Origin of the sequence: Microbacterium sp. VKM Ac-2923, from assembly GCF_022815605.1 — a bacterium.
In the GTDB taxonomy this organism is placed as follows: domain Bacteria; phylum Actinomycetota; class Actinomycetes; order Actinomycetales; family Microbacteriaceae; genus Microbacterium.
This window is the reverse complement of the sequence record NZ_JALGRP010000009.1, coordinates 94,484-118,292: the sequence shown is the minus strand read 5'-3', so window position 1 is coordinate 118,292 and position 23,809 is coordinate 94,484. Positions and strand designations below refer to the sequence as shown.

The window sequence follows — 23,809 nt, the reverse complement described above, 5'->3', positions numbered from 1 at the left end:
TTGATGAGGGTGGGGTGTCACGCCGCGCGCGGCGGACCCCGGTGCCTCATCGGCGACAACACCGTCATCGGCGTCGTCAGCAGCAGCGGCGCGGGCGCCGCGGGAACGGCATCCGTCCGCGGGCCGAGTCCGCGCACGGGCCGCATCATCGACAGGGCCGCGATCACGAAGCGCACGATCGCCTGCACGGCCCGCTCACCGCGACCGAGCGCGACGATCGTCACCACCGCGGCGAGCGCGTGCGCCGCCCACATCCACGGCGCGTGCGCCGCGTGAACCGCGACCTCGTGGGTGGCGGCGGCGTCGAACAGCGCGGCGGCTCCCCCGTGGTGCCCGCCGCCGACGGCGGCACCGTCACCGCTCAGGTCGAGGGCGAGGAGGCCGTGGAACAACGCCTGACTGAGCACCACCGCTGCCGACAGGCGCCACCACGACATCGAACGCCCCGCCAGGGTGACGCACACCGGGGCGGCCAGGCACAGCGCGATCGCCACGTTCAGCGCCGGGGGCGGCTGCGTCCCGACCGAGGCGTGCGAGACGGTCGCCAGGAAGGTCGCGACAGCGGCCGCGGCGATACCGCGGCTCACCCTGGGGGCGCGCCCTGCTCTCGACGACATACGACTCCTTCCCTCCCAGCCTAGGCGGCGGCGCGGCGGCCGGCCGGGTCGGTGCTCCGCCGTCGAGACACGGCGATCCGGTGCCGCTGCCGACGCCGAGCCGCCCAGTCCGGGCCCGGCCCCGCGCGGCAGCCCGACTGAGGGATGCCGCGCCGGCAGCGAGATCACAGGCTCGTGCGCAGCGCCTCCCACGCGTCGTGCGCCGCGTCGGCGAGCATCTCGACGTCAGGCACCGCGTCGGGGTCGACGCAGAAGCCGACCCCGAGCCACCTGTCGTTCGAGATCGCCGCGACCCGCAGGGCATGCCGCGGGCCGGGCTCCGAAGACGTGTACACGTGCCCCACCCGGCGTCCCGCCACCGCCACCGGCACCCGCGGGCCGGGCACGTTCGAGATCGCGAGCGCGAACTCGCGGGGATCGTCGGCGAGTCCCCGCACGCGGGCACCGACGGGACCTGCCGCGGCGAGCGCATGGAACAGCTCGTCGAGCGATCGGGCGTCGTGCGCGTGCTTGCGTGCGCGCATCTGCGCGCTCAGCAGATCGAGCCTGCGCAGATCGTCCGCCTCGTCGAGGTGCAGACCCACATCGACGAAGGAGTCGCGGTTGCCGGATGCCGCGGCATCCTCCCCCCTCTCGTGCAGGCTCACCGGAACCTGGGCGTTCAGGCGGGGCGCGTGACCGTGGTGGAGGAGGCGCCGGCGCAGCGCCCCGGCGATCACGGCGAGCAGCACGTCGTTCACCGTGGCGTGTTCGCGCCGCGCCGCGCCGACGGCCCGCGCCTCGGCGAGAGGGACGTCGACGAAGGCGAGGGCACGACGCGCGGTGAGGGGGCGGTCGAACGGCGAGCGCGAGCCGGGGTGCCCGAGCTCGCGGGCGAGGGTGAGCGGCATCCGTTCCCACTCGCTCCACCGCGTGGGACGAGCGTCGGGATCGCGGAGGCCGACCTCGTGGGCCGGGGCGTCGTGCGGCTCGAAGAGCACCGACTCGAGGAAGCGCACCGCCGTGAGACCGTCGGCGAGCGCGTGATGAAGGCGCACCGCGACCGCCTCCCGGCCATCGGCGAGGGGACCGACCAGGTCGACGCTCCACAGCGGCCGCGCGCGGTCGAGGGGCTCCGCCATGAGCCGCCCGACGACCGCCCGCAGCTCGGCCGGGTCGCTCGCCGCGTGCCTGCGCACGTGCGCGGTCACGTCGACGGTCGGGGCGTCGACCCACGCGGGGCCGTCGCCCGCGTCGACGACCACCTGGCGCCCGCGCGGAAAGGCCGAGAGGCGATCAGCGACGCTCGTCCGCACCGCGTCGAGGTCGAGAGCCTCGCCCGGCTCGAGCACCAGCAGCTTCAGCGCGTGCCCGCGCACGACGTCGGACTCGAGCGCCAGGATGCGCGCATCGGCCGGCGACAGCGGCTCTCCCATGCGGTTACGGTAGCGCCCGTCGGACCTCGCGGTCGATGGAGACGTCAACGGAGCGACGGTTCGCTCAGCCCCCGAACTCGCCCCGCGCGTCGCGGCGGTCGTGAAGGACCCGATGGATGCGCACGGCGTCGTCATCGCAGGTGGAGAACAGGCCCTGCGGGAAGCCGGTCACGCTCATGCGGCGTACCGGTCGACCGTCGGGCTCACCACGCCCGCCCGGTCGTCGACCAATCGGCGCCGGCCGAGCCACCCGGTGAGCCCCCGGCCGTCGCGCCAGACGAACAGCAGCGCCACCGTCGCCAGCGCCAGCGCCGTGGCCGCAGCAGACCACGGCGCGGGTAGCGCGCCGAGCAGCACGAAGGCCCCCGCACCCGTGACGAACCGCAGCGGGCGCGCCACCCAGGCGGGCAGCACGCCATCGGTGAAGCGCACGCGCGTGGCGATGTCGCCGACCGAGCGGCCCGTCGCCAGCACCACCACGAGCCAGAGTCCCGTCGACACCGCCGTTCCCGCCAGGGAGGCGACCTCGTCGGTCGAGAAGGTGGCCGCCTCCCCCAGGGCGAGGGTGATCACCGCCTGCACGAGGACGGACACCGCGAAGCCCACGAGCCAGATACCCACGACGTCGCACGTGATGCCGAGCGCGCGACGGCGACGGGTGACCGGGCGGGGCTTCTCGGCATCCGGAGCCCTCCGCGCCCCGCGGTGCTGGGCCGGGACGGCGAACGCGAGGAGCGACCCGAGCAGAGCCCCGGAGGTGTTCACGATGAGGTCGTCGACATCGAACACGCGGTAGGCGCAGGGGAAGATGCCCCACACGCCGGTGAGCTGCGTGGTCTCGATGATCCCCGAGATCACCAGCCCCGACAGTCCCGCGATGAGGATGCCGCGCCCGCCGAGCACGCGCAGGAAGAAGCCGAGGGGCAGGAACAGCAGCACGTTCAGCGCCACCTGCAACACCACGGGATCGGTGAGGTAGCGGCCCGAGACGGCGACGGCGGAGCGGATGTCGTCGACGAACTCGAACGGCCGCAGGTTCACGCCGCGGCACCGGTAGTCGTCGGACTCGGGAACCGGCACGAGCGTATAGGTCCAGATCGCCCAGAAGTACACCGCCGCACTTGCCCAGAGAACCGTGCGCCAGAGCGTCAATCCGCCGCGGCGGCGGTAGCTGATCGCGACGAAGGGGATGAAAGCCAGCACCGCGACGACCGCCCCCGCCACGATGGCGAGCACGCCGGATCCCACGATGTTGTCCACCCCGCGAGCATAGGGAATGCCCGCGTGCGCTCGGACTCAGCTCCCCACTCGTTCGTGTCCTCGCAGGACGGCAGCGAGTTGCGACCGGACGATGGCCGTGACCTCGCCCGGGGTGTCCCCCAGGTGCAGGGTCGCCGTCATCGTGACGTGGATGATCGACGTGATGACCCGTGCGAGGGTGACCCGCGTTGCCTGATCGACGTCAGGGAGCGTGCGCAGAAGGTCGGCGATGGCGGCCTCGAAGCGCCACGCCTCGGCGAGTCCCGCGCTCCGATGCTCCTCCACCGGGTCGCCGAAGACCAGCTCGTGGAGGTACCGACGACCGTTCTCGGGCTGTTCGCGCACGCAGTCGATGACGGGCGAGAGAAGAGCCATGACGGCGTCTTCGGTCGACGCGTCGCTCGCCGACAGTGATCCGGACGCCGCGAGGCCCTCGTCGATGGCGGCGCGGAACTTTTCGTTCTGGACCATGATGAGCAGCTCCGCCTTGGTCGCCGCGTAGCGGAACAGCGTCCCGATCGCGACGTCCGCGCGGTCGGAGACCTCCTGCGTCGTGACGTGGCCCATCCCCCGCTCCGCGAAGAGCGATCGCGCCGCATCCATGATGCGTTTGCGCTTGTCGGCCATCGCTTTCTCTCGACGCCCGACGAGGCCGGATTGCTGAGCCATATCGCCTCCTTGACAAGTTGACTGAGTGAAGTCAGTATTGAGCGTACTCGCAAACAGCGAAGATGACACGGTCCGAACCGGACCACGGGAGCAGACATGGCCACGGGCTCGCACGGCAACCACCACACCCCGTCGCTCGTCGACGCCGACACGCGGATGGTGCACGTCGACGGGGCCGACATCGCCTACCGCGAGATCGGATCGGGCGACCGGCCGCCTCTCGTGGCGCTGATGCACCTCGGCGGAAATCTGGATGCCTGGGACCCCGACGTGATCGATGCGCTCGGGCAGGATCGCCGGGTCATCGTGCTCGGGTACCGCGGCGTGGGTCGATCCACCGGCCGGGTGCGAGACACCTTCGACGAGATGGCCCGCGACGCCATCGCCGCCGTGCACGCGCTGGGAGTCGACCGCATCGACCTCCTCGGCCTCTCGATGGGAGGCATGGTCGCCCAGACGATCGTCGAGCAGGAGCCGGCCCTGGTGGACCACCTCGTGATGTCCGGAACCGGACCCCGAGGCGGCGCCGGCCTCACCCGGATGACGGGCGTCATGCTCCGCGGTATCGCGCGCAGCGTCGTGACCGCGCGCCCCGCGACCTCCGTCCTCTTCTTCCCCCGCACGGACGGTGGGGCGCGTGCCGCGACCGCGTATCAGCGCCGACTGAAGCGCCGTCGCACCGACCGCGACGCAGCCGTCACCCCGGGGGTCATGCGCGCACAGCTTCGCGCCGTCGCGAGCTGGGGAGCCCAACCCCATCCGGTGCACGCGTCGACGAGCACGCCGACGCTCACCTTCCACGGCGATGACGACATCCTCGTCCCCGCGGCCAACGCGCAGCAGCTGCGCCGGGCGTTCCCCGCCATCGACGTGGTGACCTTCCCGGATGCCGGGCACGGTGTGGTCTCGCAGCACCGCGACGCCGTGATCGCTCGGATCCAATCCTTCCTGCGCGCCTGACGCAGGACCCGAACCCCTCTCCCAGAACAGGAATCCTCGACATGCGTGCATTCGTCATCGACGGCTACAAGAAGCCCCTCCACGAAGCAGACGTCCCCGAGCCCACCGTCGGTCCGAACGACGTCCTCATCGCGGTGGCCGCGGCCGGGCTCAACGGCCTGGACGAACGGATCCGCGTCGGAGACTTCAAGGCATTCCTCCCCTACCGACCGCCGTTCACGCTCGGCCACGACGTGGCCGGGACGGTGATCCGGGTGGGTGCGCAGGTGCGCTCCTTCTCCCCCGGCGACGAGGTGTTCTCCCGGCCGCGCGATCATCGGATCGGCACCTTCGCCGAGCGCATCGCGGTCGACCAGGCGGATGTCGCCCGCGTCCCCTCGTCAATCGATCTCGTCGAGGCGGCATCCCTTCCCCTCGTCGCCCTGACCGCCTGGCAGGCCCTCGTCGAAAAGGGCGGGGTGAAGGCCGGTCAGAAGGTCCTCATCCACGGTGGGGCCGGGGGTGTCGGAACGATCGCCATCCAGCTGGCGAAGCACCTCGGCGCACGGGTGGCGACGACAGCCTCGGCGAAGAACGCGGAGTTCGTGCGCTCCCTCGGCGCCGACGTCGTGATCGACTACGCCGGCCAGGACTTCTCGACGGAACTGTCGGGGTACGACTTCGTGCTCGACAGTCTCGGAGGCGAGAACCTGACGAAGTCGCTGCGCGTTCTGCGCCCCGGGGGCATGGCCGTCGGCATCGCCGGCCCGCCGACGCCCGCATTCGCCCAGCAGATCGGCCTGAACCCGGTCCTGCGCTTCGCGATCGGCGCGCTGAGCCGCAAGGTCCGCGGGCAGGCGAAGAAACTCGGCGTCACCTACGAGTTCCTCTTCATGCGCGCCGACGGCGAGCAGCTGCGGCAGATCGCGGAGCTGGTGGACGCCGGTGCGATCCGCCCGACGGTCGGCGCCACCTTCCCCTTCGACGAGGCGCCGACCGCTCTCGAGTCGCTCCACCGCGGCGGCACCCGCGGAAAGTCCGTGCTTCTCGGCGCGTGATCCCCTCCCCACCGCCCTTCGACTTCCCTCACACTCATCACTGAACGCAAGGACCTCTCCCATGAACGACAAAGTCATCACTTCGTACGCGCAGGCTCCCGCGAAGACGGTCACGGTCGGCCCCGACACTTTCGCCTACCGCGAGCTCGGGCCGAAGGAGGAGATCCCCGTCGTCTTCTTCGTGCACCTCGCTGCAACCCTCGACAACTGGGACCCCCGCATCGTCGACGCGATCGCGAAGACCCGCCACGTCATCACGTTCGACCAGCTCGGCGTCGGCGCGTCCAGCGGTCGCGTCCCGGACACGCTCGACGAAGCCGCCGACGACGCCTACCGATTCATCACCAAGGGTCTGGGGCTCGCGAAGATCGACCTCTTCTCGTTCTCCATGGGCGGGATGATCGCTCAGGACCTCGTGGTGAAACACCCCGGCCTCGTTCGCGGCCTCGTCCTCACCGGCACGGGCCCCCGCGGCGGTAAGGACATGGACAAGGTCGTCCGCACGACCTACTGGGACATCTTCCGGTCGGTCATCACGCGCTCGGACCCGAAGGAGTTCCTCTTCTTCAACCGCGACGCCGAGGGCAAGCGGGCCGGAAAGGCGTTCGTCGAGCGGCTCAAGGAGCGCACCGTCGACCGCGACAAGGCGATCTCCACCAAGGCGTTCAGCACGCAGCTGAAAGCCATCGTGAAGTTCGGCCGCTCCGCACCGTCCGACCTCTCGGTCATCACGTCGCCCACGCTCATCGCCAACGGCGACAACGACCGCATGGTCCCCAGCATCCTGTCCGAGGACCTGCACCGCCGTATCGCCGGTTCCGAGCTGATCATCTACCCGAACTCCGGGCACGGTGGCATCTTCCAGTACGGGGAGAAGTTCGCGCCGGTCGCCGCGGCCTTCCTCAACGACGTTCGTGCCTGACCCCCACCCACGAAAGGTTTGACCATGAGCAGCGGCACCCCCAAGCCCGAGAAGCACTTCACCTCGTCGATCCTGTTGTGGATGCGCTCCGACCTCCCCCGGCAGGCGGGCATGGATCGCTGGAAAGGCCCGCACTCGCAGATCATCGCGGCGACGCCGGGGCTCGAGGAGTACCGCCAGGTGCACCTGGCTGAGCGCCCCGCGGGCCGGTGGCCCGCCGGCGACGGCATCGAAACCGAGATCCCCGAAGACCGTCGGATCGACGGCATCGCCGAGGTGACCTTCGAGAACGCGTTGGCGCCGCTCGCGGGCCGCGCGCAGACGGCCCTGGCGTTCGAGGACGAGGTGAACATCTTCCGGCGAACGCTGCTGCACGCGGGCCCTCCCGGCAGCTCGCGCTGGTACCACGTCGCCCCCGGCGAACGGCCGGGTTCGCGCGCGGTGCTGTACCTGCGACGCCGCGGCGACGAAGGGTCGATCGGTTTCCACTCCTTCCTCAAGAAGGAGCTGGCACCGGCGCTGGTCGCCACGGGCGTGCTGAAAGAGCTGCGGACCCAGGTGTTCCTTCCGTGGAACGAGAAGACCTGGGACACTCCGGACGTCGCCCACGACAACCCGAAGGATCAGCGCCTGCACGCCTCGGTGATCCTGGGCTTCGCCGACGACGCGGCGCGCGATGCGTTCTTCGCCGATCAGGCACCCGCCCTCACCGCGCTGCTCTCACCGCACGTGTCGGCGATCCACGCGTACGACGTGACCGAGACGCTCACCTACGTCTCGGGCGGCGTCATCCTCGCGCAGCCGGAAAGCTGACGGCCGTGCCCACCCTCGACGGAGCGACCGTCGTGATCACCGGAGCGAACGGGGGCATCGGCCGCGAGCTGGTGTCCCAGGCCCTCGAGCGCGGTGCCCGAAAGGTCTACGCCACCGCGCGGGTGCCGCAGGCGTGGTCGGATGCCCGCATCGTGCCCCTGGCGCTCGATGTCACCGACCCGGTGTCGGTGGCGGCGGCCGCGGATGCGGCATCCGATGCCACCGTGCTCATCAACAACGCGGGAGCCAACCCACCGACGGCGAGCCTGATCGACATCGACGACGCGGCCCTCGACGCCACCTTCGCCGTCAACTTCTTCGGCCCGGTGCGCGTCGCGCGCGCCTTCGCCCCGGTTCTCACCGGACGCGCGGGCGCCGCGATCGTCGACATCCACTCGATCGGCTCGTGGTACGCCTACGGAGGCGCCTACTCGGCCGCGAAGGCGGCCCTCTGGTCGGCGACCAACTCGCTGCGGCTCGAACTCGCCCCCCGCGGCGTGCACGTGCTGGGCGTGCACATGAGCTACGTCGACACGCCGATGGCCGCGCACGCCGGCGGCGACAAGCTCACCCCCGCCGACCTCGTGGGGCAGGTCCTCGACGGGCTCGAGGCCGACCGTTTCGAGGTGCTCGCCGACGAAGCGACCCGACGGGTGCGAGCCGGGCTGGCCGCCCCCGTCGAAGAGCTCTACCCGGAGCTGTCGGGCGGACGCAGCTAGCGCGCCACGATCACGGGGCGGGTGCGGGATGCACGGTCGGCACCCGCTCCTCGCCTCCGACGTCCGCCAGGATCGTTTCGACCTGCGCGCGGACCACTGCAAGGATGTCGTCGACACTCGTGTCCGCCGTCGGCGCCGAGGCCATCGCGACCAGGAGCCCGGACGAGATCACCCGCGCCACCACGCCCGCATCGGCCTCGCTGCGCCCGGCGCGCGTGACGATCAGGTCGATGAGCGTCTGCTCGGTCTCGCCCACCACTCGCAGCGCCTCGGCATGGTGCGGCTCTCCTGCATCGCCGAAGATCATCTCCCGCAGGTACGTGCGGCCGTTGTCGACCTGCGTCCGGTTGCACGCGACGACCGGTGCGAGCAGCGCGAGAACACCGTCGACGACCCCGGATGCCGCAGCCGCGGCGCTCCGCCCTTCTTCGAGGGCGCGGGAGTAATGGGCGTTCTGCACGAGGAGGAGCAACTCCCCCTTGGTCTTGGCGTAGAGGAACAGGGTGCCGGTGCCGATGTCGGCGGCATCGGCGATCTCCTGCGTCGTGACGTCGTCGACACCCCGCTCGGCGAAGAGCGCGCCCGCGGCAGCCATGATGCGCTCGAGTTTCTCCTGCTTGTTGCGCTCGCGACGCCCCACGGGCGGTGAGGTCAGAGACATCTTCGCTCCTCCGGGAATAGATCATGAGTAGCCCCAGTTATGAGCGTAGTCACTATTGTTCGAGGCGTACGAAGATTCTCCCACCTCCGACCGGTGACGACCTGTTCGACGACACAAGGAACGATGCTCACGATGACTCTCGACGCCCTCTGGCAGCCCTTCACGCTCGGCCGGCTGGAACTCCCCCACCGCCTGGCGCTCGCGCCGATGACACGCAACAGAGCGGATGCCGACGGCACCCCCGGCGATCTGGTCGCCGAATACTACGGTCAGCGCGCCTCGCTGGGACTGCTCATCACCGAGGGGACTCAGCCCTCCGCAGACGGCCAGGGCTACATCAACACCCCCGGCATCCACACCGACGCGCACATCGCCGGCTGGCGGAAGGTCGCCGACACCGTGCACGACGGGGGCGGTCACCTCTTCATCCAGCTCATGCACGTGGGCCGCGTCTCGCACCCCGACAACACCCCGCACCACCGGCAGGCCGTGGCGCCGTCGGCGATCGCACCGGGTCAGGACATGTTCACGGCAGCCGGCCCGCAGCCCATCCCGGCGCCCCGCGCACTGGCCACCGACGAGATCGCGGGCGTCGTCGCGGAGTTCCGTCACGCGGCGGCATCCGCCATCGCCGCGGGAGCGGACGGCGTCGAGATCCACGCCGCCAACGGCTACCTCCTGCACCAGTTCCTCTCCCCCAACGCGAACGAGCGCACCGACCAGTACGGCGGGTCGGTCGAGAACCGGTCGCGGTTCGTCGTCGAGGTCGCCGCGGCCATCGCCGACGAGATCGGCGCCGATCGCACCGGCATCCGCATCTCTCCCGCCTTCCCGCTCGGCGGCATCGACGAGGGGTCGCGCGACGACGTCCACGCCCAGTACCTCGACCTCGTCTCGCGCCTCGCGCCGCTGGACCTCGCGTACCTGCACGTGCACCACCTGGGCGACGACGAGCTGCTCGCCGCGCTCCGTGAAGCCTGGCCGACGGCCGTGCTGGTCGTGCGCTACGGCCGCACGCGCGAGCAGATCGCGGACGACATCGAGGCGGGTCTGGCCGACATCGCCCCGCTCGGACGGTTCGCGCTGGCGAACCCCGATGTCGTGGAGCGCCTGAAGGCCGATGCCCCGCTCACCGAGGTCGACCCCGGCACCCTCTACACCGGCGGCGCCCGCGGGTACGTCGACTACACCACCCTCTCCCGCGTCTGACCCGGAACAGAAAGCGAACGCACCCATGACCTCACTCAACGGAGCCACCGTCCTCGTCACCGGCGCGAACGGGGGCATCGGCACCCACTTCGTGCGCGAGGCGCTCGCCCGCGGCGCGGCGAAGGTCTACGCCACCGCCCGCACCCCCCGCACCTGGGACGACGAGCGCATCGTCCCCCTGCAGCTCGACGTGACGGATGCCGCGTCGATCGAGGCCGCCGTCGCTGCAGCCCCCGACGTCACGATCCTGGTCAACAACGCGGGGGCGTCGCCCTCGAGCTTCGGCATCCTGAATCACACCGAGGAGGAGATCCGCGACAACATCGAGACGAACTTCGTCGGGCCGCTCATGCTGGCGCGCGCCTACGCCCCGGTGTTGTCGGCGCAGACTCGCGAGACCGCCATCATCGACATCCACTCCGCGATGGCCTGGTACGCCGTCGGCGGCATCTACTCGGCGACCAAGGCCGCCCTCTGGTCGGCGACCAACTCGATGCGCCTCGAGCTCCACCCCTCCGGTGTGCAGGTCGTGGGCGTCCACGTGGGCTGGGTCGACACGGCCATGGCCGCGGGATCGACCGACCCGAAGCTCGATCCCGCCGTGCTCGTCGCGAAGGTGCTCGACGCCACCGAGGCGGGAGAGTACGAGGTGCTGGCCGATGAGACCTCGGTGCAGCTGAAGGCGGCGCTGTCCGGGCCGTTCGAGGCGCTGTACCCGCAGCTCGCGAAGTAAGGGATCCGGCGTCCGGGGGCGGGGAGCATCGCGCGATGCTCCCCGCTTTCCGCATCTTCCTGCGGGGAGATGCATCCCGTTCGACGAGCACAGAGAGGATGCCACGACGCCCGCGTACCCTGTGGACATGCTCCGCGCCGACCACCTCCGCGACGTCCTCGTGCACCGCATCGCCGATGTCGGCTTCATCGCCCATGGCCTGCACGTGCGGGTCGGCGAGGAGGTCGCGACCCACCGCTGGACGCCCGACGTGCCCGAGGAGATCCACTCCGTCGCCAAGGCCGTGGCGGTGCTGGCGGCGGGGATCGCGGCTGACGAGGGACGGGTGTCGCTCGACGCCCCGGTGGGCGACCTGCTGCCCACCGCCACGGATGCGACCCTGCGACACCTCCTGTCGATGTCGAGTGGCATCGACTTCCCGTATTCCGAGACGATGATGAGCGACTGGCCCGACCTGGCCGCCGAATTCCTCTCGCGCCCCTCGCGCGGGCGTGTCTTCCAGTACTCCAACGCCAGTACCTACACGGCCCTGCACGCCCTGTCGCAGCGTGTCGGCGACGTCGAGGAGTACCTGCGCCCGCGTCTGTTCGCCCCCCTCGGCTTCGCCGACGTCGCCTGGCGTCGTTGCCCGAACGGTCGCGTGCTCGGCGGTGAGGGCCTCGCCCTCCGCACCGAGGAGATGGCGCGCCTCGGGCTCCTCATCCGCGACCGCGGCGTGTTCGACGGGCGGCGCCTGGTCTCGGCCGGAGTCGTGGATGCCCTGCACACGGGGTGGGTCGACACGGGCGGCACCGCCGACGGGTACCGCCGCTACGCCCTCGCGGGGTGGGACGGCCCCGGCAGCGCCTGGCGCCTGCATGGGGCGCACGGTCAACTGATCGTGTTCGCCGGCGACGCGGTCGTCACGATCTCGGCGGACGACCACGGCGGTGCCGACGCGATGACCGCCTTCATCGCCGTCCACGCGGGCGCGGGCGCCCGTAGCTGAGCCCGTCGAAGCACCCCCCATCGAGCGCAGGGCCCCGGTCCCTCCGACGAGCTCAGGGACCTCGCGCCGCCGTCCGCGACGGTGACCACGCGGGTCGAGATCACCGCCGCCGAGCGACGAGGAAATGAACGGCTCGCGCGTCGCATTGCGCACGGCCTCCGGGGGGCGTAATGTCGCGCGCCGTGACTGACGAAAGTCGCGGGGACGTCGAAGAGACTCCGATCGCGAAACGCATCCTGATCGGCGAGCCCCTGACGTCGGAGAAACTCGACGAACAGCTCCTCCCCAAGAAGATGGCCCTGCCGATCTTCGCCTCCGACGCGCTGTCGTCCGTGGCCTACGCGCCACAGGAACTGCTGATGATCCTGCTCATCGGCGGCACGGCACTACTGACCCTCAGTCCCTGGGTCGCGGTGGCGGTCATCGTGCTGCTGATCGTGGTGGTGCTGAGCTACCGCCAACTCATCAAGGCCTACCCCTCCGGCGGTGGAGACTATGAGGTCGCGAGCAAGAACCTGGGCGAGGTGCCCGGCGTCATCGTCGCCGCGGCCCTCCTCGTCGACTACGTGCTCACGGTGGCCGTGTCGGTGGCATCCGGGGTCGACAACATCATCTCGGCGCTGCCCGAACTCAACCCGTTCCGGGTGGAGATCGCGGTCGGGTTCGTGATCCTCATCGTGATCGTCAACCTCCGCGGTGTTCGCGAGGCATCGAGCGTGTTCGCGATCCCGACGTATCTCTTCATCGGCTCGGTCGGCGTGATGATCGTCGTCGGCCTCGTGCGGACGCTGGCCGGCGACGCACCCCACGCCTCGAGCGCGGACTACGCCGTGCAGGCCGAGTCGCTGACCCAGGCGGCGCTGATCCTTCTCGTGCTGCGCGCCTTCTCGAGCGGCTGCTCGGCGCTGACCGGCGTGGAGGCCGTGTCCAACGGCGTCCCCGCATTCCGCAAGCCCAAGATCCGCAACGCCCAGACCACGCTGAGCCTCATGGGCGGCATCGCCATCGTGCTCTTCGCCGGTCTCACTGCGCTCGCGCTGATCTCGGGCGTGCACTACGCCGAGAACCCCTGCCACCTCATCGGCTTCGACTGCGCCAACAACCCGCAGCCGAGCCTCATGGCGCAGGTCGCCGCAGCCACCTTCGGTGCGGGCAGCATCCCGTTCTTCATCATCCAAGCGGCGACCGCCTGCGTGCTGCTGCTCGCGGCCAACACCGCGTTCAACGGCTTCCCGCTGCTCGGGGCGGTGCTGGCCCGCGACGGCTACGCGCCCAAGGCGCTCAACACGCGCGGTGACCGGCTCGTGTACTCGAACGGCATGATCATCCTCGGCATCGTGGCGATGGGCGTGCTGATCGTGTATCAGGCCAACCTCACGACGCTGATCCAGCTCTACATCATCGGGGTGTTCGTGTCGTTCTCGCTGGGCCAGATCGGCATGGTGCGGCACTGGCGGCGCGCGCTCCGCGGGCTGCGCGAGCTGACGCCCGAAGCCGCGAAGCAGCAATCCGCCGCGATCGAACGCCGCTCGGCCATCTCGGGCCTGTGGATCAACTCGGTCGGCGCCGCGATGACGGTGCTGGTGCTGCTCATCGTCACGGTCACGAAGTTCACGCACGGCGCGTGGCTGGTGTTCATCGCGATCCCGATCCTCGCGGTGCTCATGGTCGGCGTGAACCGGTACTACCGCGACGTCGAGCACGAGATCCAGATGGACGACACCGTGCACTTCGGCTCGTCGGGCGACGTGGCGATCGTGCTCGTCAACCGGCTGCAGAAGCCCACGTCGAAGGCCATCGACTACGCCCTGGCCGCCAATCACGACAAGACCCTCGCCGTGCACGTCGCGATCACCGAGGAGGAGTCGGCGCGGTTGCAGAGGGACTGGGCCGAGCACGAGGTACCCATCCCCCTCGTGATCATCGACTCGCCCTACCGCACCTACACCTCACCCGTGTCGGCGTTCATCAAGAAGTACCGCGAGAAGAACGGCTCGGCGATCGTCACGGTCTACCTGCCGCAGTACATCGTCGGTCACTGGTGGGAGTCGATCCTGCACAACCGCCGCTCGCGCCGCCTCGCGCACCAGCTCATGCTCGTGCGCGGCGTCTCGATCAACCTGGTGCCGTGGCTGCTCGACTCGTCGGAGCTCATCTACGGCCGCCGCTCACGCCCTCTTCCGGGCCAGCAGCGCGGTGGACAGCCCGTGGCGAACGCCCCGGCCCCGCGCCCGAAGAAGACGCCGCCCGGCTCGGCATCCTGAGTCCGGCATCCTGAGTCGCCTCCGACGCCCCCGCCCTCGTGGTGGGGGCGTTCGGCGTTCGAGTGGCGTCGGCGTTCGGGCGGCTGCCGGCGCCACGCCGGACGCGCGCACGCCGCTCGCCCTCAGAGCCTCTGGAGCGGACGGGGACTCCGCAGGTCGGCCCGCTCGCGAAAGGGCGGCGGCCGCTCTCGCCGCCGAGTGTCCAGGACGCCCGGACGCCTCTCGAAAACGTCCGGGTGTTCTGGACACGCAGCACGGCGTGGAGGCCGAGCGGCCGCCCGGCTCAACGCGCCGTGCGGCGGAACAGGGCGACGGCGATCGAGGCGGCCACGGCGAGGATGCCGATGCACCACGCCAGAGCGATCCAGATCTGCCCGCCCACGGGGTGCTGCGCGAATAGCGCGCGAATGGTGTCGACGATCGAGGTGACCGGCTGGTTCTCGGCGAACCACCGCACGGGCCCGGGCATCGTGCCGGTCGGTACGAATGCCGAGCTGACGAACGGCAGCAGGATCAGCGGGTAGCTGAAGGCGCTCGCGCCGTCGATCGTCTTCGCCGCGAGCCCCGCGATGACCGCGATCCAGGTGAGGGCGAGCGTGAAGAGCATCAGGATGCCGGCCACGCCCAGCCAGTCGGCGATCGACGCCCCCGAGCGGAACCCGAGAAGCAGCGCGACCCCGACGACGAGGGCGAGCGAGACCGCGTTGGCGACGAGTGAAGTGAGCACATGGCCCCACAGCACGCTCGTGGCCGCGATCGGCATCGACCGGAACCGATCGACGATGCCGCCCTTCATGTCGAGGAACAGTCGGTAGGCCGTGTACGCGATCCCGGATGCCACGGTGATCAGCAGGATGCCGGGCAGCAGATAGTCGACGTACGCCGTACCCCCGGTGTCGATCGCGCCGCCGAACACGAAGACGAACAACAGCATCATGGCGATCGGCATGATCGCCGTGGTCACGATGGTGTCGGGGCTGCGCAGGATGTGCCGCAGCGATCGGCCGGTGAGCACCGCGGTGTCGGAGAAGGCGCGGGTGGTCATGATTCCTCCGCGTCGGTGGCGCCGGCCGGGCCGACGATGGCGAGGAAGATCTCCTCGAGGCTCGGTTGCTTCTCGACGTACTCGCGCGTCGTGGCGGGGAACAGCGCGCGCAGGTCGGCGAGCGTCCCCTCGGCGATGATGCGGCCCTCGTGGAGGATCGCGATGCGGTCGGCGAGATGCTCGGCCTCGTCGAGGTACTGCGTGGTCAGCAGCACGGTGGTGCCCGCCGCGGCGAGTGCGCGCACGGCATCCCACACCTCGATGCGCGCCTGCGGGTCGAGTCCGGTGGTCGGCTCGTCGAGGAAGACGATCGACGGGTCTCCGACGAGGCTCATGGCGATGTCGAGTCGCCGCCGCATGCCCCCGGAGTACGTGGATGCCGCACGGCCACCGGCATCCGCCAACGAGAACCGCTCGAGGAGCTCGTCGGCGACGCCGCGCGGGTCGGCGACGTGGCGGAGGCGGGCGATGAGCACGAGGTTCTCGCGCCCGGTGAGCACGTCGTCGACGGCGGCGAACTGCCCCGTCAGGCTGATCGCGGAACGTACCCGCGCCCCCTCGGTCGCGACGTCGAAGCCGTCGACCTGGGCCGTGCCGCCGTCGGCGGCGAGGAGGGTCGACAGGATGCGCACGGCGGTGGTCTTGCCGGCGCCGTTGGAGCCGAGCAGGGCGACGATCGTGCCGCGGGCGACGTCGAGATCGACGCCCTTCAGGACGCGCACGTCCCCGTACGATTTGGCGAGCCCCCGCACGCGGATGGCGGGAGCCGTCTGGATGACAGGCATGGATGTTCCTTCCGTTTCGACCGGTCGGAGGGCGCACGAGACCATCGCCTCCGGCCGACCGGGTGTCGGAGGACGTGCGGGCGAGGCGCCTCAGCCCTGCCGGCGGGCCGCCTCGTCGATGGCGCGTGTGAGGCGCGCACGTTCGCGGCCGATCCAGCTTCCGTCGCCGTAGTTGGCCATGAACTCCTCGGCGAAGGCGACGGGGTCCTCCCCGACGAGGTCGCGCACGGGCGTCTGTGCGGCGGCGGCCTGCTCGAAGAGGTCGGCGAGATCGCTCACCATGCGGATGAGGCCGTCGGTGTTCTCGGTGGGCCCGAGATTGAGCAGATAGCGCTCGAGGGCCGCGGCCGTCTGCCGGTAGGGCTCGGGCAGCGCGTGGACGCGCTGACGATACTCGCGCCACTGCTTCTTGGCGCTCAGGTCGCCGATGATCTTCTCGTACCAGGCCATGTCACTTCCCCTTCTCGCGGAGCGCGTCGAGCCGATCGGCGAGCGTGCCCCAGGTCGTCCAGAATTCGGCGAGCTGCGCCCGCCCGTCGTCGTTGAGCGTGAAGACCTTGCGGGGCGGCCCCTTCTCGGATGCCACCTTCTCGACGTCGACGAGTCCGCGCTGCTCGATGCGCACGAGGATCGCGTAGATCGTCCCCTCGGCGAGATCGGCGAAGCCACGCTCGCGCAGGTCGGCGGTGATCTCGTACCCGTACGCGGGTCGCCCCGCCAGAACGGCGAGCACGACGCCCTCGAGGACGCCCTTCAGCATCTCGCTGTCTTGCTTGCCCACGCGCTACTCCTTCTCGCTGACTATCACTATAATGTAACACTGAGTACCGGTACTCCACAAGAGTGAGTACCGGTAGTCGGGGAGGACGGGCCGCCGAGTGTCCAAAACACCCGGACGCTTTCGAAAGCCGTCCGGGTGTCGTGGACACTCGGCGCAAGTTCGGTGAGGCCGGGCGGTGACGCCATCCGGGCGTCGTGAAAGCCGGCGGGAATGGGGTGCGCCGTCAGTCGGTCGGCCGCTGCCGCATCCGCTTCACGTCGGTGCGGCGCTGCTTCGCCTGCAGGCGGCGCTCTTTCGACCCGCGGGTGGGCTTTGTGGCGCGGCGGGGCAGCGCCGGTGGGCGCACGGCCTCGGCCACGAGCGCGGCGAGGCGGGCACGCGCAGCGTCGCGGTTGCGCAGCTGCGCGCGCTGCTCGGATGCCGCGATCGTGATCACCCCGTCGACGAGGCGGTGGCCGAGCCGCTCGAGGACCCGCTCGCGCTGGACGGGAGACAGCACCGCCGAGCCGGCGGCATCCCACCTCAGCTCCACCCGCGAGTCGGCGGTGTTGACGCCCTGCCCACCCGGGCCCGACGAGCGTGAGAACCGCCACGACAGCTCGGACTCCGGGATCACGAGCTGCGCGGTGATCCGCACGCCGGGACCGTCGGAAGAGAGCATGCCTCCATCATGCGACGCCGAAGCCGACGGCGCCGAGGTCCGATCCGCTCCGGCGCACATCTCGGCACACGAACCTCCCGCGAGTGTCACACCTAGGAGCCGAATAGTTCGTCCGTCGCAATCGCGCGGACGGTCGTCGCCAGCCGACCGCCTGCGGCGGCGTCGACCGCGGGGTGAGGGGCGCCGCGCCGGGCAGTAGAGAAGGGGATGCGCACCCGTGTCGCGCGACCATCCGCCGCTGCGCCCCGCCCGCACGAGCGGGCGGAGCACAGCGACGTCAGCAAGATTCAGCCGCGCGGGGCGACCTCATCACTTGGCGTAAACAGACACCGAAGGGGAGTTCCCGGGATCGCCGTCGACGACGGCGCCGACATAGGAGCTCGGCTCGTAGGCCGGCCCCCTGCTCTCGAAATCCCCTGTCCGACGAACCGTCGTGCTGAAGACTCCGCTGCTGTTGGTCGTTCCGGACTGCGCCCCCGTGATGGCGAGACCGGTTCCCACGGAGTATTTGACGCTGACGCCCGCGAGGGCATAACCCATGCTGTTCTGGACCGTCATCGACGCCGTCGTCGTCTCACCGAGGGCCAGTCGGTTCGACGCGACCGATATCCGGTAGTTCAGGGTTCGCTTGACGGTGAACGACGCCGACGCCGACACGGTGCCGCCGGCACTCGAGGACGACGCGGTGATCGTGCGGGAGGGCGGAGGAGTGGCCTGCGTCGTCGAGGTGAACGTCGTCTTGTACTTCCCCGAGCTGTCGGTGGTTCCGTTGGCCTTGCCGAACGAGACGTCCGTACCCGACAGGGTCACCGTCTGGCCGGCGAGAGCACCGCCTGACGCGTCCTTCACCTGAACGGTCACGTTTGCGGAGCTCCCCGACCAGATCGAGCTGTTGTCGGTGACCACGCTGATCGACCGGCTGCGATAGGTCAGCTTCGCGGACCCCGAGATCGCACCACCCGCACCCGGAGATGACGCCGTGATCGTCGCCGTCCCGCCGGTGCTCGAGATCACGGTCGCGGCCGTAGAGAACACACCCGATGAATCCGTCGTGCCGCTGGATTGCGCCAACGAGACACCCGTCGGCACCGACACCGTCACCGACTCGCCACTCAGCACAGCGCCGCTGCCCGTGGTCACCTTCACCGTCACCGTCGCGCTCTGGCCCGACGCCACCGCCGAGGGCGACACCACGACCGATATCAGCCGCGGCCGATACGTCACCGACGTCGACGCCGATACCGTACCTCCCGCGCCGCCCGCGGACGCCGTGATTGTCGCCGACCCGGTCCCCGACAGACTCAGCGAGGCAACCGTCGTGAACGTTCCCGACCCGTCCGTGGTGCCGTCTGCCTTCGCGAACGACACACCGCTCGTGCCCGACAGCGACACCGACTGCCCGCTCAGAGGTGTCCCACTCGCATCGGTCACCTTCACGGTGACATCGAAGTCGAACCCCGCCGACGCCGTCGACACCGACGAAGCAGCCGACCCCGGTGACGGGACCGCCGACACCGTCACCTTCCGCTGCCCCGATGCCGCCATCGCCGGACTCGACGCCATCATCACGACCGCCGGCACCACAACCGCGGCGCCGCCGATCACGATGCGCCGAGACGGCCCCTCCCTGAGCGCCGCGCCCTCTTTCTCGCGGGCGATGTTCTCCGTCTCACGGACCATGCGGTTTCCACCTCTGCACTTCGGTAAACACGGGCACGGCATGACGCGCCGCCCGTCACGCCTCCCGCTCAGGATCGCGGCCCTGCACAACCGACTTGCCGCGTCTCGCCGGTTTTCGACCGCTCACATGTATAAGTTCACCCACCGTGGAGAGACTGCCGGCGTCTCAGGACGGCCGAGAGCAGCGACGCCCGCGCTGCGTCAGCGCCACCCGTGAGCACTCCGTATGCGTCAGCCAGCGACCCGTACGGAAACCGTAAGGACGCCGGGATGCCATGACCCGGCGGAGTTGTATCGACACACGTGCCGCCCCGCGGCGCCCGCGGTCCCCCGCGGTTCTCCCGAACCTGGAGTCGTCGTGCTCGATGCCGTCTTCCTCGCCGCGACCGCCGCGCTCTTCGCGCTGGTCGCCCTCGTCGCGAAGGGGGTCGAGAAGCTGGGCCCCGAGGCCCGCTCCTCGTCGCCCCGCACCAGCTCACGGGGAGGGGACCGACCGTGATGTTCTTCTCGATCCTGGCCGCCGTGCTCGCCGTCGCCGCCGTGGTGTACCTCGTGGTCGCCCTCGTCCGCCCCGAGAAGTTCTGACCCATGGATGCCGGAACCATCTGGTCCATCGTCCTGACCAGCCTCACCCTCATCGTCGCTCTCGGCCTGGCCTACCGCCCGCTCGGCGACCACATCGCCCGCATCTTCACCGGCGAGCGCGACCTCGCCGTCGAGCGCGGCGTCTATCGCGTGATGGGCGTGGACCCGCGCGGAGCGCAGACCTGGCAGGCGTACCTGCGCTCGGTGCTGCTGTTCTCGTTCATCGGCGTCGTGTTCGTGTACGTGCTCATGCGGCTCCAGCCGCTGCTGCCGTTCGCCCTGGGCCTCGGGGCCCCGAGCGAGGCCCTGTCGTTCAACACCGCGGTGTCGTTCGTCACCAACACCAACTGGCAGTCGTACGCGGGTGAGACGACACTCGGCTACACCGTGCAGTTCGCCGCGCTCACGGTCCAGAACTTCGTGAGCGCCGCCGTCGGCATCGCCGTCGCCGTCGCGCTCGTGCGGGGCTTCGCGTCCCGCCGCAGCGGGGTGATCGGCAACTTCTGGGTCGACCTCGTGCGCGGCACCTTCCGCCTGCTGCTGCCCTTCTCGGTCGTCGCGGCCGTCGTGCTGCTCGCGGGTGGCGTCATCCAGAACCTGAACGGCTTCACGGATGCCACGACCCTCACCGGCGCGGCGCAGTCGATCCCGGGCGGGCCGGTGGCCTCCCAGGAGGCGATCAAGCTGCTCGGCACGAACGGCGGCGGGTTCTTCAACACGAACTCCGCCCACCCCTTCGAGAACCCGACCCCGTGGACGAACCTGTTCGAGATCTTCCTCATGCTGGTGATCCCCATCTCGCTCCCCCGGGCGTTCGGCCGCATCGTCGGCGACGACCGTCAGGGCTACACGATCCTCGGCGTGATGGCAGCGATCTTCGCGGCATCCACCGCCCTGCTCACCTGGGCCGAGACCGTCGGCGCGGGCACCGCCCCGATGCTCGCGGGCGGTTCGATGGAGGGCAAAGAGGTGCGCTTCGGCGTCTTCGGTTCGACGCTGTTCGGCTCCACGAGCACGCTCACCTCGACCGGCGCCGTGAACTCGATGCACGACAGCTATACGGCGCTCGGCGGCATGATCCCGATGATCAACATGATGCTCGGCGAGGTCGCCCCCGGTGGCGTCGGCTCGGGCCTGTACGGCATGCTGATCCTCGCCGTGATCGCGGTGTTCGTCGGCGGTCTGCTCATCGGCCGCACGCCGGAGTACCTGGGCAAGAAGATCGGGCCGCGCGAGATCAAGCTCGCGAGCCTGTACATCCTCGTCACGCCCACCCTCGTGCTGGCGGGGACCGCGCTGAGCTTCGGGATTCCCGGCATCCGGGATGACGTGGAGTCGACGTCGATCCTCAACCCGGGCGTGCACGGGCTGAGCGAGGTGCTGTACGCCTTCACCTCGGCGGCGAACAACAACGGCTCGGCCTTCGCCGGCCTCACCGCCAACACCCCCTGGTTCAACACCGCTCTCGGTGTGGCGATGCTGCTCGGACGCTTCCTGCCGATCGTGTTCGTGCTGGCCCTCGCCGGCGCCCTCGCCGCCCAGGATGCCGTGCCCGCCACCGCCGGAACCCTGCCGACGCACCGCCCGCAGTTCGCGGGTCTGCTCACCGGCGTCGCCGTGATCGTCACGGCTCTGACCTACTTCCCGGTCCTCACCCTCGGACCCCTCGCCGAAGGACTTGCGCTCTGATGTCCACGCTCACCCACGCCCCCCGCCCGTCGGCCCCTGAGCCCGTCGAAGGGTCCGACGCCCCCGAAGCCCCGCGCCGCGCGTTCAGCGCCGCCCAGGTCGTCGCCGCCCTTCCGGGGGCGGCCAAGAAGCTCAACCCCGCGTCGCAGTGGCGCAACCCCGTCATGTTCCTCGTCTGGGTGGGTGCGGCGCTGACCACGCTCATCGCGGTCGCCGAACCGTTCCTCGGCGGTGACGCTTCGACAGGCTCAGCGTCCCCTGGCGGCTCAGCGTTCCCTGGCGGCTCAGCGTCCGACGCCCTCCCGTTCGGGTTCACCTGGGCGATCGCGGTCTGGCTCTGGCTCACGGTGTTCTTCGCGAACATCGCCGAGTCCGTCGCCGAGGGCCGCGGCAAGGCGCAAGCGGCAACGCTGCGCAAGACCCGCACGACGACGTCGGCGCGCCGAGTCGTCGGTTACTCCCCCGCCGACCCCTCGGCATCCGGAGCCGCCACCGAGGCCGTGCCCTCGGGCGACCTGCGCGTCGGCGACGTCGTGCTGGTCGAGACGGGCGAGCTGATTCCGGGCGACGGCGACATCGTGCACGGCATCGCCACGGTCGACGAGTCTGCCATCACCGGTGAATCAGCCCCGGTCGTGCGCGAGTCGGGCGGTGATCGCAGCGCCGTGACGGGCGGCACCCGCGTGCTGAGCGACCGCCTCGTCGTGACGATCACCTCGAAACCGGGCGAGACGTTCGTCGACCGCATGATCGCCCTCGTCGAGGGCGCCTCGCGTCAGCGCACACCGAACGAGATCGCGCTGAACATCCTGCTCGCGAGCCTGTCGATCGTATTCGTGATCGTGGTGCTCGTGCTGAACCCGATCGCCTCCTACGTGGTCCCTGAGCCTGTCGAAGGGTCCCCCGTGTCGATCCCCGTGCTCGTGGCGCTGCTCGTGTGCCTCATCCCCACGACCATCGGCGCCCTGCTGAGCGCCATCGGCATCGCGGGCATGGACCGCCTCGTGCAGCGCAACGTGCTGGCGATGTCGGGCCGCGCGGTCGAGGCCGCGGGAGACGTCACCACCCTGCTGCTGGATAAGACCGGCACCATCACCTACGGCAACCGCCGCGCCTCGGCGTTCGTCGCGATGTCCGGCGTGGGCGCACCGATGCTGGCCGAGTACGCCTCGCTCTCGTCGGAGGCCGACCCCACGCCCGAGGGCGTGTCGGTCGTCGAGCTGGCCGCGTCCCAGGGCGTCGTCGCCGAGATGCCCCGGGGTGCAGAGCCCGTGCCCTTCACAGCCCAGACCCGGATGAGCGGCCTCGACCTCGCCGACGGGACGCTCGTGCGCAAGGGCGCCGCGTCCGCCGTCCTGGCGTGGCTCGCGGCATCCGGATCCCCGGTTCCCGAGGCGCTGCGGGCGCAGCTGCAGAGCGAGACGGATGCCATCGCCCAGTCGGGCGGCACGCCCCTGGTCGTCGCGACGTGGACCCCCGCGCGGGGCCCGGTGGCTTCGACAGGCTCAGCCACCTCCCTCGCGGCCGAGGTCCCCGAGCCCGTCGAAGGGACCGGAACCGGCGTCGGCCGCGTGCTCGGCGTCATCCACCTCAAGGACGTCGTCAAGGACGGGCTGCGCGAGCGGTTCGGGGAGCTCCGGGCCATGGGCATCCGCACCGTGATGATCACGGGCGACAACCCGCTGACGGCGAAGGCGATCGCGGCCGAGGCGGGCGTCGACGACTTCCTCGCCGAGGCGACCCCCGAGGACAAGCTCGCCCTCATCCAGCGCGAGCAGGAGGGCGGCAACCTCGTCGCGATGACCGGCGACGGCACGAACGACGCCCCCGCCCTGGCGCAGGCCGACGTGGGCGTCGCGATGAACACGGGCACCTCGGCCGCGAAGGAGGCCGGCAACATGGTCGACCTCGATTCCGACCCGACCAAGCTGATCGACATCGTGCGCATCGGCAAGCAGTTGCTCATCACGCGCGGCGCGCTCACGACGTTCTCGCTCGCGAACGACATCGCCAAGTACTTCGCGATCATCCCGGCGATGTTCATGGGCGTGTTCCCGGGGTTGGCGGTGCTGAACGTCATGCAGCTGTCGTCTCCCGCCTCGGCGGTGCTCAGCGCGATCGTCTTCAACGCGATCGTCATCGTCGTGCTCATCCCCCTGGCCCTGCGCGGCGTGAGATACCGGGCCGCCAGCGCCTCGAGCATCCTCAGCCGCAACCTGCTCGTCTACGGACTCGGCGGCGTCCTCGTCCCCTTCATCGGCATCAAGCTCATCGACCTCGTCGTGAGCCTGCTCCCGGGCTTCTGAAAGGTCTCCT

Annotated in this window: 25 protein-coding genes; 14 read left to right on the top strand and 11 right to left on the bottom strand. The window is 70.3% G+C overall.

All coding sequences use genetic code 11. The features are described from left to right. Nucleotides 1–17: 17 nt before the first annotated feature. The 4 genes from MT347_RS14475 to MT347_RS14460 all read right to left on the bottom strand — a co-directional run bounded on the left by MT347_RS14475 (nucleotide 18) and on the right by MT347_RS14460 (nucleotide 3,961). Nucleotides 18–587, bottom strand: coding sequence for a hypothetical protein (locus MT347_RS14475; RefSeq protein WP_243501954.1), 570 nt, complete (start codon nucleotides 585–587; stop codon nucleotides 18–20). 194 nt (nucleotides 588–781) lie between these two features. Continuing rightward, a complete protein-coding gene (locus MT347_RS14470; RefSeq protein WP_243501953.1) occupies nucleotides 782–2,032 on the bottom strand; it encodes a wax ester/triacylglycerol synthase domain-containing protein in 1,251 nt (416 codons plus the stop codon). Nucleotides 2,033–2,206: 174 nt separating this feature from the next. Beyond that, complete coding sequence (locus tag MT347_RS14465) at nucleotides 2,207–3,292, bottom strand: VanZ family protein (protein ID WP_243501952.1); 1,086 nt, start codon at nucleotides 3,290–3,292, stop codon at nucleotides 2,207–2,209. Nucleotides 3,293–3,328: 36 nt separating this feature from the next. After that, a complete protein-coding gene (locus MT347_RS14460) occupies nucleotides 3,329–3,961 on the bottom strand; it encodes a TetR/AcrR family transcriptional regulator (protein ID WP_243501951.1) in 633 nt (210 codons plus the stop codon). A 96-nt stretch (nucleotides 3,962–4,057) separates the two neighbouring features. On the opposite strand from MT347_RS14460, the gene MT347_RS14455 reads away from it, so the two are divergent. From MT347_RS14455 to MT347_RS14435, 5 genes are all read left to right on the top strand, one after another. Continuing rightward, entirely contained in the window at nucleotides 4,058–4,921 is an 864-nt protein-coding gene (locus MT347_RS14455) for an alpha/beta fold hydrolase (RefSeq protein WP_243501950.1), read from the top strand. 41 nt (nucleotides 4,922–4,962) lie between these two features. After that, complete coding sequence (locus MT347_RS14450; protein WP_243501949.1) at nucleotides 4,963–5,958, top strand: NADP-dependent oxidoreductase; 996 nt, start codon at nucleotides 4,963–4,965, stop codon at nucleotides 5,956–5,958. A gap of 61 nt (nucleotides 5,959–6,019) precedes the next feature. Further along, nucleotides 6,020–6,880: an alpha/beta fold hydrolase gene (locus tag MT347_RS14445; RefSeq protein ID WP_243501948.1), complete on the top strand. Its 861-nt coding sequence runs from the start codon at nucleotides 6,020–6,022 to the stop codon at nucleotides 6,878–6,880. A 24-nt stretch (nucleotides 6,881–6,904) separates the two neighbouring features. Further along, the gene (locus MT347_RS14440) at nucleotides 6,905–7,693 is read left to right on the top strand and encodes a strictosidine synthase (RefSeq protein WP_243501947.1); all 789 of its coding nucleotides are present in this window, start codon (nucleotides 6,905–6,907) and stop codon (nucleotides 7,691–7,693) included. A 5-nt stretch (nucleotides 7,694–7,698) separates the two neighbouring features. Continuing rightward, nucleotides 7,699–8,412 (top strand): SDR family oxidoreductase, encoded by a 714-nt coding sequence (locus MT347_RS14435; RefSeq protein WP_243501946.1) that lies wholly within the window; start codon nucleotides 7,699–7,701, stop codon nucleotides 8,410–8,412. A 10-nt stretch (nucleotides 8,413–8,422) separates the two neighbouring features. Here the strand turns inward: MT347_RS14435 and MT347_RS14430 are convergent, their stop codons facing one another. Next, nucleotides 8,423–9,073, bottom strand: a complete 651-nt coding sequence (locus MT347_RS14430; RefSeq protein WP_243501945.1) for a TetR/AcrR family transcriptional regulator — start codon at nucleotides 9,071–9,073, stop codon at nucleotides 8,423–8,425. Nucleotides 9,074–9,205: 132 nt separating this feature from the next. Here MT347_RS14430 and MT347_RS14425 point away from each other — a divergent pair, with 132 nt between their 5' ends. The 4 genes from MT347_RS14425 to MT347_RS14410 all read left to right on the top strand — a co-directional run bounded on the left by MT347_RS14425 (nucleotide 9,206) and on the right by MT347_RS14410 (nucleotide 14,267). Next, nucleotides 9,206–10,282: an alkene reductase gene (locus MT347_RS14425; RefSeq protein WP_243501944.1), complete on the top strand. Its 1,077-nt coding sequence runs from the start codon at nucleotides 9,206–9,208 to the stop codon at nucleotides 10,280–10,282. A gap of 25 nt (nucleotides 10,283–10,307) precedes the next feature. Continuing rightward, the gene (locus tag MT347_RS14420) at nucleotides 10,308–11,015 is read left to right on the top strand and encodes an SDR family oxidoreductase (RefSeq protein WP_243501943.1); all 708 of its coding nucleotides are present in this window, start codon (nucleotides 10,308–10,310) and stop codon (nucleotides 11,013–11,015) included. Nucleotides 11,016–11,142: 127 nt separating this feature from the next. Beyond that, entirely contained in the window at nucleotides 11,143–12,003 is an 861-nt protein-coding gene (locus MT347_RS14415) for a serine hydrolase (RefSeq protein ID WP_243501942.1), read from the top strand. Nucleotides 12,004–12,173: 170 nt separating this feature from the next. After that, a complete protein-coding gene (locus MT347_RS14410) occupies nucleotides 12,174–14,267 on the top strand; it encodes an APC family permease (protein ID WP_243501941.1) in 2,094 nt (697 codons plus the stop codon). Nucleotides 14,268–14,550: 283 nt separating this feature from the next. Here the strand turns inward: MT347_RS14410 and MT347_RS14405 are convergent, their stop codons facing one another. The 6 genes from MT347_RS14405 to MT347_RS18450 all read right to left on the bottom strand — a co-directional run bounded on the left by MT347_RS14405 (nucleotide 14,551) and on the right by MT347_RS18450 (nucleotide 18,553). After that, nucleotides 14,551–15,312 (bottom strand): ABC transporter permease, encoded by a 762-nt coding sequence (locus tag MT347_RS14405; protein ID WP_243501940.1) that lies wholly within the window; start codon nucleotides 15,310–15,312, stop codon nucleotides 14,551–14,553. Continuing rightward, nucleotides 15,309–16,097, bottom strand: a complete 789-nt coding sequence (locus MT347_RS14400; protein ID WP_243501939.1) for an ABC transporter ATP-binding protein — start codon at nucleotides 16,095–16,097, stop codon at nucleotides 15,309–15,311. Before MT347_RS14400 ends, MT347_RS14405 begins: the two co-directional genes overlap by 4 nt. Before the next feature lie 90 nt (nucleotides 16,098–16,187). Next, nucleotides 16,188–16,547 carry a DUF1048 domain-containing protein gene (locus MT347_RS14395; RefSeq protein ID WP_243501938.1) on the bottom strand — a complete coding sequence of 120 codons (360 nt, stop codon included), beginning with the start codon at nucleotides 16,545–16,547 and terminating at the stop codon, nucleotides 16,188–16,190. A gap of 1 nt (nucleotide 16,548) precedes the next feature. After that, on the bottom strand, nucleotides 16,549–16,878 hold the full coding sequence (locus MT347_RS14390) for a PadR family transcriptional regulator (RefSeq protein WP_308194238.1): 330 nt from the start codon (nucleotides 16,876–16,878) through the stop codon (nucleotides 16,549–16,551). Between the two features lie 223 nt (nucleotides 16,879–17,101). Then, nucleotides 17,102–17,539, bottom strand: coding sequence for an alternative ribosome rescue aminoacyl-tRNA hydrolase ArfB (arfB, locus tag MT347_RS14385; RefSeq protein ID WP_243501937.1), 438 nt, complete (start codon nucleotides 17,537–17,539; stop codon nucleotides 17,102–17,104). Between the two features lie 309 nt (nucleotides 17,540–17,848). Beyond that, nucleotides 17,849–18,553 (bottom strand): Ig-like domain-containing protein, encoded by a 705-nt coding sequence (locus MT347_RS18450; RefSeq protein WP_243501936.1) that lies wholly within the window; start codon nucleotides 18,551–18,553, stop codon nucleotides 17,849–17,851. Between MT347_RS18450 and MT347_RS18445 the strand changes: the two genes are divergently transcribed. From MT347_RS18445 to kdpB, 5 genes are all read left to right on the top strand, one after another. Further along, nucleotides 18,519–19,436, top strand: a complete 918-nt coding sequence (locus MT347_RS18445; RefSeq protein WP_243501935.1) for a hypothetical protein — start codon at nucleotides 18,519–18,521, stop codon at nucleotides 19,434–19,436. The genes MT347_RS18450 and MT347_RS18445 overlap by 35 nt on opposite strands. A 141-nt stretch (nucleotides 19,437–19,577) precedes the next feature. Further along, on the top strand, nucleotides 19,578–19,718 hold the full coding sequence (locus MT347_RS14370; RefSeq protein ID WP_243501934.1) for a hypothetical protein: 141 nt from the start codon (nucleotides 19,578–19,580) through the stop codon (nucleotides 19,716–19,718). Next, on the top strand, nucleotides 19,718–19,804 hold the full coding sequence (gene kdpF / locus MT347_RS14365) for a K(+)-transporting ATPase subunit F (protein ID WP_076673219.1): 87 nt from the start codon (nucleotides 19,718–19,720) through the stop codon (nucleotides 19,802–19,804). Before MT347_RS14370 ends, kdpF begins: the two co-directional genes overlap by 1 nt. A gap of 3 nt (nucleotides 19,805–19,807) precedes the next feature. Then, on the top strand, nucleotides 19,808–21,493 hold the full coding sequence (gene kdpA / locus MT347_RS14360) for a potassium-transporting ATPase subunit KdpA (RefSeq protein ID WP_243501933.1): 1,686 nt from the start codon (nucleotides 19,808–19,810) through the stop codon (nucleotides 21,491–21,493). Next, complete coding sequence (gene kdpB, locus MT347_RS14355; RefSeq protein ID WP_243501932.1) at nucleotides 21,493–23,799, top strand: potassium-transporting ATPase subunit KdpB; 2,307 nt, start codon at nucleotides 21,493–21,495, stop codon at nucleotides 23,797–23,799. The genes kdpA and kdpB overlap by 1 nt, the downstream gene beginning before the upstream one ends. Nucleotides 23,800–23,809: the final 10 nt, after the last annotated feature.

Coding starts and splice junctions, on each gene's coding strand:
- MT347_RS14460 (WP_243501951.1), bottom strand. CDS start 3,961: ATGGCTCAGCAATCCGGCCTCGTCGGGCGTCGAGAGAAAGCGATGGCC.
- MT347_RS14425 (WP_243501944.1), top strand. CDS start 9,206: ATGACTCTCGACGCCCTCTGGCAGCCCTTCACGCTCGGCCGGCTGGAA.
- MT347_RS14400 (WP_243501939.1), bottom strand. CDS start 16,097: ATGCCTGTCATCCAGACGGCTCCCGCCATCCGCGTGCGGGGGCTCGCC.
- MT347_RS14430 (WP_243501945.1), bottom strand. CDS start 9,073: ATGTCTCTGACCTCACCGCCCGTGGGGCGTCGCGAGCGCAACAAGCAG.
- kdpA (WP_243501933.1), top strand. CDS start 19,808: ATGGATGCCGGAACCATCTGGTCCATCGTCCTGACCAGCCTCACCCTC.
- MT347_RS14405 (WP_243501940.1), bottom strand. CDS start 15,312: ATGACCACCCGCGCCTTCTCCGACACCGCGGTGCTCACCGGCCGATCG.
- MT347_RS14415 (WP_243501942.1), top strand. CDS start 11,143: ATGCTCCGCGCCGACCACCTCCGCGACGTCCTCGTGCACCGCATCGCC.
- kdpB (WP_243501932.1), top strand. CDS start 21,493: ATGTCCACGCTCACCCACGCCCCCCGCCCGTCGGCCCCTGAGCCCGTC.
- MT347_RS14450 (WP_243501949.1), top strand. CDS start 4,963: ATGCGTGCATTCGTCATCGACGGCTACAAGAAGCCCCTCCACGAAGCA.
- MT347_RS14470 (WP_243501953.1), bottom strand. CDS start 2,032: ATGGGAGAGCCGCTGTCGCCGGCCGATGCGCGCATCCTGGCGCTCGAG.
- MT347_RS14455 (WP_243501950.1), top strand. CDS start 4,058: ATGGCCACGGGCTCGCACGGCAACCACCACACCCCGTCGCTCGTCGAC.
- MT347_RS14445 (WP_243501948.1), top strand. CDS start 6,020: ATGAACGACAAAGTCATCACTTCGTACGCGCAGGCTCCCGCGAAGACG.
- MT347_RS14420 (WP_243501943.1), top strand. CDS start 10,308: ATGACCTCACTCAACGGAGCCACCGTCCTCGTCACCGGCGCGAACGGG.
- kdpF (WP_076673219.1), top strand. CDS start 19,718: ATGTTCTTCTCGATCCTGGCCGCCGTGCTCGCCGTCGCCGCCGTGGTG.
- arfB (WP_243501937.1), bottom strand. CDS start 17,539: ATGCTCTCTTCCGACGGTCCCGGCGTGCGGATCACCGCGCAGCTCGTG.
- MT347_RS14440 (WP_243501947.1), top strand. CDS start 6,905: ATGAGCAGCGGCACCCCCAAGCCCGAGAAGCACTTCACCTCGTCGATC.
- MT347_RS14410 (WP_243501941.1), top strand. CDS start 12,174: ATGTCGCGCGCCGTGACTGACGAAAGTCGCGGGGACGTCGAAGAGACT.
- MT347_RS14395 (WP_243501938.1), bottom strand. CDS start 16,547: ATGGCCTGGTACGAGAAGATCATCGGCGACCTGAGCGCCAAGAAGCAG.